Raw genomic sequence first — 15,258 nt, 5'->3', positions numbered from 1 at the left:
TGAAAATACCATGAATAGAATCTTAAAAAGTGTCGCCCATATTACGCTCATTGCCTCCCTATTACTACTCAATGCGTGTAACCTCGACATCAACAATGACCCTAATAACCCCTCGTCGGTCAATTCGAGTCAGCTCCTAACCAATGCCCAACTCGACATTGTCAACTCACTCGGAGCTGGGCCAACTGGCTTGGCCAATCCTGCGGGGGTTTTTGTGCACCAACTAACCCAACGAAGCAACAACGACCAGTACGCCATTACGGGGCAGGACTTCCCCGTGACCCAAGCATGGGCCAACATGTACCGTGCCGTACAAAACTTAAATGTGCTCATTGAACAAGCCAACGCAAGCCAGCAATTTGCCTATACGGGCGTTGCTCAAATTACAAAAGCAATGGCTTTCAGCTATATGGTGGACGTATGGGGTGAAGTCCCTTTTACCGAGGCTAGTACTTCGGCCAAAGTTCCTTTTCCTAAATTTGACAAAGGGCAAGACGTTTATCCTCAGCTTTTTGCGATGATTGACGAAGGGATTGCCAACCTCGCCAAATCGTCGGCACTCAGCCCCAAAACCGACGATTTGATTTATGGAGGAAACCTAACGCGCTGGCGGCAATTTGCCAAAACCCTGAAACTCAAGCTTTATAATCAAATCCGTTTGGTACAAAATGTGAGTACGCAGGTGAATGCCTTGATTGCAGAGGGAGATTTAATGACGTCGGCGGGAAGTTTTTCACTCAACTACGGTACTTCAAGTGCCCCCGACAACCGCAACCCAATTTTCCGTGAAGATTACAACATCACCACTTCGGGCCGCGACAATTACATCAGTCCGTATTTTCACGAAATTCTACTTGGAACTAGCACCCTCAATACCGTCTTGGACGGCATTCGTGACCCGCGCATTCCTTACTATTATTTTAACCAACTTTCGGCGGCGCGCCCAACGGCCCAAAATCCCGTTGAATATCGTAATGGCAACTTTGTGTCGATTTACTTTTCATCACAAGGCCCTAACCAAGGGTTTGACCAATCTTCGTCAAACACCATCGTTGGGCTGTATTACTGTGGTGGTCGGTACGACGACGGCAATGGCGTATCAGCAGCGGGCGTAAGTGGTGCATCTGCCCGTGGTGATGGCTCTCAGCGCATTTTACCCTATCATTCTTACTTGTTTACGCGTGCTGAATTAGCTCAAACAAACACTGGTACAGGAAACGCCAAGCAGTTTTTTACGGATGCTATGAACGCTGCCTTTACTGAAGTCAACGCCGCCGCTTCGCGCGGAGGTGCCCCTGCTCTCTCGGCGGCGACCATCAAAGAATACGTGGATGCTGTTTTGGCCAAATACGATGCTGCCGACGACAATGGTAAACTGGAATTGATTATGACCGAAAAATGGATTGCCAACTTTGGCTTTGGGCTTGAGTCGTACAACGACATTCGCCGTACAGGTTTTCCCAAAATTTATGACCCCAACACGGACAACATTGCCTTTACCAACCTCAACCGTGGTTACCCACAGTCGATGCCTTATCCTGTTCCTGGCGAACTCCAATTGAACCCAAATGCTCCTGCCCAACGCGTCATTGCTACCGCAAAAGTCTTTTGGCAGAAGTGATTTTAGTCGATGGTCGATAGTCCACAGTCAATAGATTTAATTTCAAAAACCTATACCATGGACCATAGACTGTGGACTATGGACTTTCAAACACCAACCGTAAACTATGGACTATAGACCATCAACGATGGACTACTAAAAACAAACAGAACATTTTTATGAAAAAGACGACATATCTTCTTTCCCTCCTTGGTTTTTTCATGCTGGCACTGGCTGGCTGTGAGACCAAAAGTCCGTTTCCTGATATAGCGCACGGGGCTAGTTTTGTGGCTTGGCCCGATCCGCTTCCTGCGGCTGTAACGGCTGCCAACATCAATATCATTAATGTTTCGCTTGCCAATGTAGCCTCGGCCAACATGGCATTTACGACCCAGAGCGCCAACGCCGACGAAATTTCAAAAGTGGACGCCTACGTAAGTCACGTACGCGGCACGGTGGTAACGCCAGCGGCTTCTACGGCGGCACCGCACGGCGTGATGGTCAAAACCCTGACGAGCCTCAATGGTAAAGAACAACTTTCGGTGTCGGACTTGCTTTCAAAAACGGGTGTAACCACTGCTAATTTACGCGCCAATGACCGCCTTCGAGTTCGCTTTGTGGCAACCATGAAAGATGGTCGGGTATTTTCGTGGCAAAATTCGGGGCCAGGAATTAATGCCAATGCCTTGGGTACTAATTTTACGCCCCTTCTCGACGTGATTTTACAGTAAACTACCTCCCAGTCGATTTCAAACGGGCAATAGGAAACTATTGTCCGTTTTTTTTTATTCCAAAAACTACTGTTAATCAATAGATTACTTCTACAAAAATCCGTTTAATGCGTTTTTAATGTGCGCTTTGGAACAATTCTTCTCTTACAAATGTATATTACGTACAGACATTAAATGTACCAACATATAAAATCATGGATTTAATCGAAAGCTTACAGTGGCGTTATGCCACCAAAAAAATGTCAGGCAAACAAGTGCCCCAAGAGAAAATTGACTATATCTTAGAAGCCATCCGTTTGTCGCCGTCGTCATCAGGTTTGCAGCCATACGAGATTCTTGTCGTAACGAATGAAGAATTAAAAGAGAAAATTAAGCCCATCGCATTTGGTCAATCTCAAATCACGGATGCTTCGCATTTGTTGATTTTTGCCGCGTGGGACAACTATACTGAGGAGCGTATCAATGCCGTTTTTAAGCGTTCTAACGCCGAAAGAGGTCTCCCTGACAGCGCTACTGACGAGTACCGTAAGCGTTTGTTGGGCATGGTGCTCGCCAATACGCCTGAGCAAAACTTTGCCCACACGGCCAAACAATCTGCCATCGCCCTTGGCATTAGCCTCGTAGCTGCCGCTGACCAAGAAGTGGATGCCACTCCGATGGAAGGCTACAATGCCGCAGCGTTGGATGAATTGTTGGGATTGGCCGAAAAAGGATTAAAAAGTACAGCCATCGTAGCATTGGGCTACCGCGATGAAGACAACGACTGGTTGGCTAAACTGAAGAAAGTAAGAACTCCTAAGGAGCTATTATATACCCACCTAAATTAACAGCCCATTCACAAGTAGAGTGCCACCACTGAAGATTCGTTCAGGGTGGCATTTTTATTTTAATCAAACGTTGTATAGATTTTCAATTGGTGACGGCTTTCTTCTTCCGACAACAACGTTGGGGTTGCATCGGCAAAATCCTTAAAATCGCGCACCAAATGCCGAAAATCGTGGTAGCCTGTGATGGCGACTACATCTAGCCAGTCTAATTTGGGATTTTTTTCTTTTAATCGAAATGCCTTACTAAATCGAACAATTCGAGCAAATGTTTTGGGACTTAGGCCCATGGCTTCATAAAACTTCCGACGAAACTGACGAACACTCAAACAAGCCATATCGGCGAGCTGCTCCACCGAATGCTCTTGCGACGACTGAGCCATCCATCGAAGCGTCTTATCAAATGGCTGTTGTGAGATTTCTTGGCGCGCAAATTGACGAACCAAAAATGCTTCTACCAACGCAGCCATCAAATCGTAATTCGTCGTAGCCGCCAATTGTTCATTGAGCTCTCGAATTTCGTTAGGCCAAATGAGCGAACTGTCTATCGAACAGTCAAACAGCTCCGTCATTGGAAGTTGCCCCAAAAGTGCGTGCAACCCACCTGGCCGAAACACCACCGCTACCGTCAAATGATTGGGATAAATTTCTAAATTAACCCTCGTTGCCTGTGGCCCCACCACAATACTAGCAGCTTTGTTTAGAATAGCCTCATGCTCCCCTCTCCTACTAATTACAGGGTCGCGGGCATAGAAATAGAGACACTGGTCGGGACTTGCAGGAAAAGGCTTAAAAATACTTCCGCTGGCTCCTTCAACCTGTACGTGCATTACCGTGTACTCACGCACAAAGGGGCGTAAAGCAAGACAAGGTGTGTAAGCACGTAGAAACATGGGAGAAGGGAGTTATTACAAATGTACCTTATACTTTTGGATAATTTCGGGGAGTTTATCCCAAAAATAAACAATGTCATGTTTTTGTTCTAGAGCCGCAAAATCTTCAGGCTTAGGTCGCGTTCCTTTCGCCAATAACTGGCTCATTTCACGCAAGTAGTCTTCGTGTCCCCCTGGCATACTGATTTCAAGGCATTTGGCGGGCGTTTTACCTGCATTCCAAAACGTGTGCATTTTTCCTTTGGGTCTCAAATGGACATCCCCCGAATTGAGCGTAACTACTTCTCCCTCAACCCATACTTGTACCGTACCCTCCAATACATAACACACTTCGTCGAACGTGCGGTGAAGATGGGGCGGAGCTCCCAACGTACCTACCGAAATGACTTCTTCGGCAAAAGCTAATTGGCCTCCCGTTTGGTTTTTCTTTAGTTTAAAGTCAAGGGTAGAACCTCCTATTTTTAGGCGTTCACCTTCGTCTTTCCGAACCAAAACCGCTTGGGTTGGCGTGTCGGATGCAGCACTAAATCTTGGAAATAAACCTGCGACAAACAAAGAGCGCAGCGTAAATCGGCGAGAAAAAACAGGCGTCATTCTAGTAGTGGTTTGTTGACACAAAACTAGAATGACGCCGCTAACAAAGTAGTGTAAAAAACGGACAACCTAAGGTTATTCGTCCTCTAATGCCTCTAGCACGTCCATCAATTCTCCAAAATCTTTAAACCCTGGACGGATTTCTTCGCTTCCTCGCAAAGCTACGCCCGTTATCGCCGTAGTTTCGGACAAAGAAGAAGCATTTTCGGGCGTAATTCCAAACCCAATTAGAATGGGGAAACGACTAGCAATCGTCCCCAAAAACTCAGGCCAATCGCCATCCAACGCACTTTCAGAGGAAGATTCTAACAAGAAGTAAGACGCATACTGCAAATTATTTTCCATAATTTCAACCACCGTGTCCACGTCTTGATCGGCTTCCACTCGTAAAATAATGGGTTTGATTGTCTCGGCTTTAAGCCACGGCAACACGCTTGCTTCACTCACCTGAACGGCATCGGGTTGATAGCTCGTTATCTTTTCTAAAATCACTTCGGCATCGGTCGAAGTGGTTTCGGCCACAATTTGCACCCCCGCAATCCAAGAGCGTATTTCTTGAAATTTTTTAAGGTCAACAAAACTCTCCGAGGTTTCATCCACCGAAAAACCCAACATTTCCACCCCCATTCCTGCACAATAACGAGCATCGGAGAGGTTGGTGACATTACTTATTTTAACAATTGTCTTTAGCATATTTTCTTTCAAAATAACGGGCGAATATACACCAAATAAGCCAAAAGCCCCCACCAAATTGCTTCGGCGGGGGCTTTTACTAAAAAACTACTGCTTTTACTTCTTCACTTTCTTCACCGTGTAAGGAATACACAAGTCCACAGGACAACAATTGGCACCCGCTTCGATGATGACTGGGCAACAACCGTTGGCTGGGCACGTCTGGTTCGTCGCTGTGAAAGTATAAACGCCCACTTCTGAGAACAACACCACATTTCCCGTCGCAACTGCCGTTGTACCTCCGTTTTTGAACCATTGTACATTCGTCAATGTCGATGGCACGCTCACTTCTAACTTCTGACCCGCGCACAACTCAAACGGTACTGTGAAACATTGTTGGTCAATGTCATCTTCACCACCTTTGCCGTTGCCTGATGTGCTGTCCTTGTCTTTCTCGTTGGTCTTGCTGATTTCAGCCGTGTTCAAATGAATACCCGCCTGCGTCGCTCGCACTTGGTAGCGTAACGTTACCGTATCGCCTGCCGCAGCGATGTTACCAATGTTCCACTTAATCACGTTTCCACTGATGGTCGCACTACCACGACTCGCTACAAAACTGCCGCTCACAAATTGAACCGTCGTCGCAATACTATCAACAACTTCTACTCCCGTCGCGTTCTTAGTCCACTCGTTCCATACTTTGATGGTGTAAGTCAGCACATCACCAACCCGCGCTATCTTCGTATTAATTGACTTCTTCAACGCCAAGTCAATCGTATCGATACAGCTTTGGGCATTAATCGTCGCTGGGACGCGGCTTGTACTCACTGCCGTCGGACAGGTCGGATCAGTACTGCGTGCTTGCGCATAGAACACCGTATTCGCCGTTACTGTACCACTTGGTTTAAAACTCAAGCCCGTCGCTAATACCGTGCCGCCCGTTTGTTGGCTAAACCATTCTACCGTTGCCAGTCCTACCACCGTCGCTTTTAAGGTTGGGAAAGTATCACCGATACAAGCCGTCAAACTTGGCGTCAATAACTGGGGCAAGGCTGGATTACAGTTACAATTAACGCCCGCGATTGTCGTATCAGCCTTACAAATTGCGCTCAAACTATCGGTAATAATTACACTTTGACCCGATGGAATACCCGATACCGTGTAAGGATTATTTCCACTCAACGTCCCTTTGTTCACTTTTACAATGCCCAATTTGTTGGCAATTGTGAAGGTAAAACTATACGTCTGAGCATCGTTTGAACAAACGGGTGCCGCTGAACTAATCGACGATTTAATACAAGGGGCAGGGCAAGTAGGTACAATTACTTTCACCGTATCCTGACAGCCATTTACCGAATAAACAAAATTAAACGACTTGCCTTGGGCGGTGGCGTTGGTGATGCTTACCAAACCTGAACTGCTCACCGTCGCACCCGTCGGATTGCCCGTCAATGCTGACCATGTGCCTCCCGTTGGACTCGCTGACAATTGAACACTTGATGGTACATTGCCGTTTGAACAAACCAAGGTCGTGTCTTTACCCGCGCTTGGTTTGGCATTCACCGTCACCACCACATTCGCCGTGTCTTTGCAACCAGCCGCATTTTGTGCCACCAACACATACGTCGTTGTGCCTGTTGGTTTTACTGAACTTGGCGTTGCCACTACCGTGCCATTCGCTGTACCTACTGTCCACACGGGGCTCAAGTATGTGTTGTAATTCGTGATTTTAGAAGTCAAATCCACTGACTCGCCTGCGCAAATCGTCGCAGAACCGTCGGCAATCACTGGCTTGGCAAGGACAATCACTTGCGCCGTGTCCGTACAGGTTTGACCGCCGCTCATTATTGAGTAAACAAAACGGTATGTTCCCACTGCATTCAAGCCACTGATGTTGCCACTGGCATCTATCGTTGATGCTGACGGGTTAGCTGGACTGCCAATCGGTGCCCATGTGCCACCCGCCGTTACTGCTGTCAACTTCGCTGTTTTGATTGGTTGACATACATTCGCCGCATCTGGGCCTGCATTGGGTTTTACACAACCTGCACAAGGCGCGACTGTTACTGCTACCGTGTCTTTGCAACCTGCTGTCGAAGTATAAATAAACTGATACGTTCCTGCAATAGTCATGCCTGTCACGTTGTTACCCGTAATCGTTGCCGTCGTTGGGGTGGTACCAAGCTGCGACCATGTTCCGCCCGCAGGACTTGGCACTAAGGTATAACTTGTCGCCAAAGTATTTGTCGCCGCATTTACACAAGCCAAGGTCGTGTCTTTGCCCGCGCTTGGTTTGGCATTCACCGTCACTACTACATTCGCCGTATCTTTACAACCAGCCGCATTTTGAGCGACTAACACATACGTCGTTGTGCCCGTTGGCTTCACTGAATTTGGCGTTGCTACGACTGCACCGCTCGCCGTGCCTACCGTCCACACTGGACTCAAGTATGTGTTGTAATTCGTAATTTTCGTAGTCAAATCCACCGACTCTCCTGCGCAAATTGTGGCACTGCCGTCGGCTATCACGGGTTTTGTCAACACCACTACTTGCGCCGTGTCCGTACACGTTTGACCGCCACTTGTTACCGAATAGACAAACTTATACGTGCCTGCGGCATTCAAACCACTGATATTACCACTGGCATCTATCGTTGCTGCTGACGGGTTGGCGGGGCTGACAATCGGTGCCCATGTGCCACCCGCCGTCACTGCCGTTAACTTCGCTGTACTCGTTGGTTGACATACAGACGCTGCGTCAGCACCCGCATTTGGTTTTACGCAAACTGGGCACGGTGCTACCGTCACCGCAATCGTGTCTTTGCAACCTGCTACCGAAGTATAAATGAACTGATATGTGCCTGCCACACTCATACCCGTCACGTCGTTACCAGAAATCGTCGCCGTCGTTGGAGTCGTGCCCAATTGTGACCAACTTCCTCCTGCGGGGCTTGGCACTAAGGTATAACTTGTCGCCAAAGTATTTGTCGCTGCATTCACACAAGCTAAAGTCGTATCTTTCCCTGCATTGGGTTTGGCATTCACCGTCACTACCACATTCGCTGTGTCCTTACAACCTGCGGCGTTTTGTGCTACCAACACATACGTCGTTGTGCCCGTTGGTTTTACTGAACTTGGCGTTGCCACGGCCGTACCACCCGCCGTACCTACTGTCCACACTGGGCTTAAATAAGTATCGTAATTCGTAATCTTTGAGGTCAAATCTACCAACTCACCCGCACAAATTGTAGCACTGCCGTCGGCTATCACTGGCTTGGCGTTCACTACCAATTGTACATAAGCTGTGTCCGCACAAGTCACATCTCCCGTCGTGTTTACCACCACTGCGTAATATTTTGTTCCAGCCGTGGTTAATGCTGCGCCACTTGGTGTAAACGTCGCACTTGTCGCGCCACTCACTGCTGTGCCCAAACTGCTCGTCGTGTCTGCCAATGGGCCGTACCACTTGTATTCGACGCCTGTACTTGGCGTGGCGGTGTAGGCCGTTGCTGTACTGCCTACGCAAATTGTCTGTACTTTCGGCGTCGCTAATGCCACTGGTTTGGTGCACAGAATACATTCAAATGTATATGTCACCTTCGCACTCGCATACGCCCGCGTCCGTTGTAAAGCACGCAAGTTGCCTCCACCGCCTGTCAAACTAAGGCCAGATAACGTACTCACTTCTAAAGGCACATTGCCCGTCCCAATAAAGGGAGCCAGCGCCAATGCTGTATTATACGTAAACGTTCCACTCGCCGAATCTGCTATCATCGGGTTGATATACATGTCATCGTCATCCGTCGCATCGCCCGTCGCATTCGTCACCCAACGCGCATCCACCCGAGGGTCTTTGAAAACCGTCAAATAATCACTTACCCACGACTCCATGCGACCCAAGGTTGTTGGTGTGGGTACTGGCGATGGAATACTATCTCCCGCCCAATTACCCGTCGCTGGTACCAAAATACCTCCTGGCAACGTCGTCTGTGGAACTGCCATCTCTAACATATTCGTCGCGATGCCTGTTCCGTCCAACGTAAGCGTCGCCTCAGAACTTGCTTTGGCATTGAACGACTGCGATTGGGCCGCGCTGTTTTCAAACACAAAGGCCGTTTTGCCACCCACTAAATATTCTAATTTCACCGATGTTAGCACCCGCGTACCGCCTTGTTCATCAAACTTTGGTATAATAATCGGCAATGAGTTTAGCTCTGTGATGTCAACTTGGGTACCATACTCATACGTCACTGTACTTGGCGTTCCTTGCACGCAAGTTACAGCACAAGTTCCTGGGTCGGTCACAACTACTGTCGTCGAGCAGCCTGTTACGTTATCCGTGATCGTTAAGGTCACGTTGCCTTTGCCCGCGCTTCCTGCTGGCGTACGCAATGGGGTGTTCAAGCCACAATTTACCGAAGTTGCCGCGCTGCCGTTTGACAACGTTACTGCTAGTGGATTCCCCCCTTGCGTGGCCGTTACCGTAAATTTATTAGTACTCATGGGCTCAGTGGACACATGAATGCTAAACGTCATGTAATCATCCGTACCATCTTCGGGCGTACCGTTGGCGTGGCAAAGAGCCGTCACGGCGGGAACCGTGATTTTGCTCACATCCAATTGAACAAAAGCCGTATCTGCACACGTCACATCGCCCGTCGTATTCACCACTACCGCATAATATTTTGTTCCTGAGGTAGTTAATGCTGTACCCGTTGGCGTAAACGTCGCATTGGTAGCACCACTAATGGCCGTTCCTAAACTACCCGAAGTGCTTGTCAATGGGCCGTACCATTTGTATTCTACGCCCGTACTTGGCGTGGCCGTGAAGGCTGAGGCCGTGCCACCTACGCAAATCGTTTGTTTTTGAGGAGTGGCTGAGGCTACGGGTAAAACGCAACAAGCCACTGGTGCAATAGTTATCGTCGTGTCTTTGTAGCAACATTCCCCGTTATAGAAACGAATCGTGTATGTTGCACCCGCGTTGCTAATACCTGTCACCAAGTCTTTGGGAAAAGTGCTGCCAATCGCCGTGGCTGTGGCGTAAGTCGTATCGCCACTCCATGCACCCGTTCCCGTTTTTGTCCTATATTTATCATAAGGAGCTATCGCACTGCTCAAACTGATTTTTCCATTATTTTGGGGAGTCGTAAACACGCATTTTGCAGTGGTAATTACAAAGGCATTAGCCCCAATGGATGGGTTTGTACAATAAAATCCTGCATCAAAAGTATGATTGGCACTTCCAGCATTTCCAGTGGTAAGATTTATACAAAAAGCACCGCTAATTACTTCCGCATCGCTGTCGTTTTGGTCGTTGCCGTTGTTGGCCGTGGCATCTTTGAGCGTTACGTCAAATTGACCCAAACCTGCCACTGTTAGTTTTCCACCTACTAATTGGCCTTCACCAAAAACCAACTTATAAGCTGTGTTTGGTAGAAGTGTGGTATCAGCACCTGTGCCTTCCCAAGTTCCCGTAGTCAGGTTAGATTTTGATGAAAAATAATATTCGCCGTTCGTGCCTGTTTTGGTTGTTGCTATTTTGGTAGTGCCTTTGTACAAGGTCACGTTGATGTCTTTCAGCGCTTTTTCACACGGGTCTTGTACCCCGTTTTTGTTGGCGTCATTCCACACGTAATTACCTAGTTCGAGGTAAGTAGGAATAGAACACCCTAATTCAATATCTCCTAAGCCCGTTGATTTCCCAAATAGCCCTTTATTACGTATGCCTTGGTACACCATGTAGCCACCATTTTTAACGCCCGTTTGGTTGTTTGCTTTGATAATTCCCCCTGCATCAAATGGGTTGGACGACCAGTCCGCTGGCACATTATAACCTCCCACGGGATCCATCGCGGTTGTCACGATTTCGCCCGAACCTGGGCGTAGAGCAAGCGCTCCTAAGGCCGTTTCGGCATGGGCCAACTCCATATTACCACCATTGTAAGACCAAGTAAGGTTTTCATCATAAAATTCTCCAAAACCTGGCCCTTGGTCATTGGTTGGGTTTGACCCCGTGGTTGGCCCCGCTTTTGCTGCATTTTCTAAAATATATGTACCATTGGAATAATAAGCCCGTAAAAAGTCTCCTCCCGACGTCGTAGAATACAGCGGTGAGTTCCCCGTTGGGGCATAGTTGACACTTCCGCCGATTAATCCTGCGCGGTCGCCAAAACCCAAAATCATTGACCCATCAATGTCAAACTCTATATCGGTCAACATAGGCATGGGGTACGTCCAGCTATAGATATTCCCACCCATGTCTCTTAGGGTAGCAATGTAAGTACTCCAATCATCCGTCCAAGGAAACCAACCTGTTACAGCTCGCACAGAGGGATGCGTATCCGCTGGGCCTTTGGGGTAAGTCAAAGGAAAATCAAACACAGTTGACCAAGTTGAACCCGTCAATTTATATACGTAAGCCCGTAAATCTGATTTGTTCTGAGAAGTACTTCCATCACAAACAACGCCCACATAGGCACTTCCATCCACAATTTTTAACCCAAACGGGCGCGCTACCCCAGCTACACAGCCAGGATTAGGAATCGTATAGCCAATGGCATCAGCTGCTGTTGGTTTTGTCGTACCGTCTGCATTGTAGGCAGAAATATTAACTGAATAAAGCTTCTTGTCATACACATTGACAAACCAAAACATGTTACCATCTTCGCTCAAATCAATGTCCCCAATTCCTACTTTTCCAATTTGCGAGATTACGGAGGGGTCATTAGACGCATCTGTACGATTGGCAGGAAGAAGTCGGGCGGCGTTTGAAAGCACGGGGCTTCCAGCGTCTTCGACATCAATGTTCAAATCATTTTTCACATTGATAAAACTACTCACCACTGGCGAAGCTGGGTTTGTCAAATCGGTTACATAAATCGCCGCAATTCCGTCAGGACCAAGTCCCGCATGTCGTTTCAAGATGGCCGATTGGAATATTCGTTTGGTAAAACGGTTGTAAGCCGTTCCCCATAAAGTACCTACTTGAACGGCGTTGGCAATGTGCGATGGCGCTACGTATCCACCACCCGTTTGATTGGGAAGTCCTGTATTGGCATAATCAAACATAACAGTCGCATCCATCGTTCCAGCATCTCCGCCCGCCAAGGGATCACCGTTGACAAAGCAAGGCACAAAAACAAGGGGGTTCGTTTGGCAATAATCGTTGGGATCTAACACTCCTAAATCCACGTTGCAGTCGGCTGCGGTTACAAATTGTACGGTTGTCCGTCCATCGGCTCCATTGACCGTTCCGTTGCCATAAATAGAGGGTAAATTGCTAAACTCGACCCGAATTGGATAACTTCCTGCGGCCAGCCCTGTAAATACATACTTACCGTTGAAATCGGTGGTGGTTGTACTTACCAGCGCCCCATTACAATCAAAGGCTTTCACCGTTACTCCTTCCAGCCCTTGGGTTTCACCCGTTTGTTTTAACCCATCGGCATTGTAATCAAAAAACACCGAGCCTCCCGTTTGATTAGCCCCACAAACCAACGGTTCGCAAGCAGCTGGTGCACTGAAGGTGGTGCTAGTAACCGAGCAGGAAGTCGTTGTTGAAAAATTGGCACTTACCGATAACCCACTTGCGCCATTGGCAGGAATTTCAAAAGCAATCACTTGGGGTGAAACAATGGTTTGAGAGCCAGTTGCCCCAAAACCATAATTGACACTGATTGACCCAGGCGTAATTGTTCTGGTTGCGGGTACACTCCCCGCTGGCCCCGTTACCGTGATGGTTTCGCCCGCTGGCGCGTTTTGCCAGGCTACTTCAACGCTGACCGTGGCCTTGCTGCCATTGTTTTGGTAACAACCCGAAACCATTGGCTTGACGGTAATAGAGCAAGTGGCAGTACAGGTTACTGCCGCTACTGTGATGGTTGTATCTTTGGTACAGTTATCGGCCCCGTTGAAAAATCGAATCGTGTAAGTTCCTCCTGTATTGGGAATGGCCGTTTGTACATCCATTGGTAGTGTACCGATGGCCATTGCAGCTGCATAGTTTGGAGTACCCGAATAAGTTGCTCCTGTTGAAACGCCAAATTTAGTGGCATCCGCAGCCACCGTTAGGGTGATCTTTCCATTATTTTGGGCAATACTCGATGCACAGGTGGGTGCAGTTTGGTCAAGGGTAAAAGTGGGAGATACACAGGGTGCTCCAGTTAAACTTACTAAACCAGTACCTCCTAGGCCAGAGGTGGCTCCAAGACCAGTATTTTTGGGGTTATTTGGTTGAAAGAGTTCAGGAAACTGAGCCTGAAGCGCAGCTGTGGTTGCAGGAAGTGTAGCTACTAATGCAGCCCCCATCGTGACACCGTTAGCCCGCGAATAAACCCCTGCTGCATTGTATTTAGTAACCCATGTTGCGAAATCATAAGTAACTCCTGCAACTGTAACCGTACCCCAAGGGTCGGGTACTGGTGCTCCACCCAACACAGACCAAGTAACCCCTGAGCCAATAGATGGTAGAGTAGAGACCGTAGAGTTATCTCCTTTGTTGGTAGCAGTATTGGTAGCAGTAACAAGGCTTGGGCTGTCAAACCAAATACCACCGCCACCGCCACCGCCACCTGGGGCACCGACGTGTTGAGTACCAGCTCTTGCTGGACCACCACGACCACCATTGGCAGTAATAGTAGCATTGCTTAGGGTGGTAGCCTTGATATAAATCTGTCCACCTGCTCCTCCTCCAGAACCACTTGATGGGTATCCGTTACCTCCAATACCCTTTGATCCGTTAGCAGCTATTTGATAATTATTACCAGTTATAGTATCGAAGTCAAGAAAAATGATGCCCCCTCCAGTACCTCCCGCAGTGTTAGGGCTACCAGAACCAAGTCCACCTGCACCACCCATCATAAGCTTGGGATTAGTATTATTTAGAAAATGGTTGGCATCAGTAATAGCAGTACTTAGTGCCTCTGCGCCAGGCAAACCATTGGCATGTTGTCCGTTACCATATGCAGTACCTCCAATACCTCCCAGTCCTCCGCCTGTCCATGAGCCACCACCGCCGCCACCAGCAGCATAGGCAGAAGAGAACGTAGTTCCCGCAGTTCCTCCACCAGCACCGTAAGAACCACCTCCACCTCCTCCAGCGCCTGCATATTTAGAATCATCATTTTGTACATCAAATGGTGCATTTCCACCATTACCTATCAAGCCAAAAACCCCTCCATTCTTACCTGCTATAAAGTTGCCTCCAGTTCCAGCTTGACCTATACCTTCGGCGGTAGCCGTAGCTTGGGTTGGCGATACGCTTGAGGTGTTGTTAAGACCAGCTATAGTAATTTTAGCAGCAGTAGCCCCTCCACCGCCACCACCACCTATAATACCTCCTCCTCCTCCAGCCCCAGATGCTATGTGTGCGCTACCTGTGACAGCAGACGAAAGGTCTACAATAGCTGACATCCCATCTTTAGCCGCATTGGGAGGTGCAGACCTAGTAAAACCAGCTCCTGAGGCATCAATGCGGGCGTTTAATGTCAAATTAGTACCCGAAAGAGCCACTACCCCCCCTACTGTGCCATTCCAAGGCGTTGGCGTAACAATTCCAGTGACCACCACATCTGTTGCATCTGGCACCCAAATCAGTTGCTTAACCCCTGTGCTGTAAGTTCGGTTTACTGGTGTAGTAAAACTGACAGTCGAGCCTGATATACCAGCAACTGTTTTGATTTCATAGACACCCATATTGGGGCCATTCATTTCCATGAGTATTACTTTGTCGCCAGCAATGAGTGTATGTGTTGCACCTGCAGTAGTAGCACCCAAAGTTACACTTGAAGCACCCACCGTAGATACCTGTTTGTAAGAATTCACTACGCCCGAAACGTTGGTTTGAGCCCGCACCTGATTCAAAACCGCAAACAGGAACAAACACACCCCTCGAACAAAGATATTCACCCTCAGCACTTTAAATGTCTTTAAGAGTATCATTT

At 48.1% G+C, this 15,258-nt stretch carries 7 protein-coding genes; 3 read left to right on the top strand and 4 right to left on the bottom strand.

The window, feature by feature from the left end:
* Positions 1–10 precede the first annotated feature (10 nt).
* The 3 genes from AC23P2_RS13250 (at position 11) to AC23P2_RS13240 (ending at position 3,158) form a co-directional block, all read left to right on the top strand.
* Positions 11–1,621, top strand: coding sequence for a SusD/RagB family nutrient-binding outer membrane lipoprotein (locus tag AC23P2_RS13250; protein WP_487773638.1), 1,611 nt, complete (start codon positions 11–13; stop codon positions 1,619–1,621).
* A gap of 158 nt (positions 1,622–1,779) precedes the next feature.
* Positions 1,780–2,331, top strand: coding sequence for a hypothetical protein (locus AC23P2_RS13245; protein ID WP_487773637.1), 552 nt, complete (start codon positions 1,780–1,782; stop codon positions 2,329–2,331).
* A gap of 194 nt (positions 2,332–2,525) precedes the next feature.
* Entirely contained in the window at positions 2,526–3,158 is a 633-nt protein-coding gene (locus tag AC23P2_RS13240; RefSeq protein WP_487773636.1) for a nitroreductase family protein, read from the top strand.
* Between the two features lie 59 nt (positions 3,159–3,217).
* Here AC23P2_RS13240 and AC23P2_RS13235 read toward each other — a convergent pair whose 3' ends face one another.
* From AC23P2_RS13235 to AC23P2_RS13220, 4 genes are all read right to left on the bottom strand, one after another.
* Positions 3,218–4,048, bottom strand: a complete 831-nt coding sequence (locus AC23P2_RS13235; RefSeq protein WP_487773635.1) for an AraC family transcriptional regulator — start codon at positions 4,046–4,048, stop codon at positions 3,218–3,220.
* A gap of 15 nt (positions 4,049–4,063) precedes the next feature.
* Positions 4,064–4,642 carry a cupin domain-containing protein gene (locus AC23P2_RS13230; RefSeq protein ID WP_487773634.1) on the bottom strand — a complete coding sequence of 193 codons (579 nt, stop codon included), beginning with the start codon at positions 4,640–4,642 and terminating at the stop codon, positions 4,064–4,066.
* Between the two features lie 75 nt (positions 4,643–4,717).
* The gene (gene trpF / locus AC23P2_RS13225; RefSeq protein ID WP_487773633.1) at positions 4,718–5,335 is read right to left on the bottom strand and encodes a phosphoribosylanthranilate isomerase; all 618 of its coding nucleotides are present in this window, start codon (positions 5,333–5,335) and stop codon (positions 4,718–4,720) included.
* A gap of 96 nt (positions 5,336–5,431) precedes the next feature.
* A complete protein-coding gene (locus tag AC23P2_RS13220; RefSeq protein ID WP_487773632.1) occupies positions 5,432–15,256 on the bottom strand; it encodes an SdrD B-like domain-containing protein in 9,825 nt (3,274 codons plus the stop codon).
* Positions 15,257–15,258: the final 2 nt, after the last annotated feature.

Source organism: Runella sp. R0.1_18 (assembly GCF_057652155.1).
This window is presented reverse-complemented; position numbering and strand designations above follow the sequence as displayed.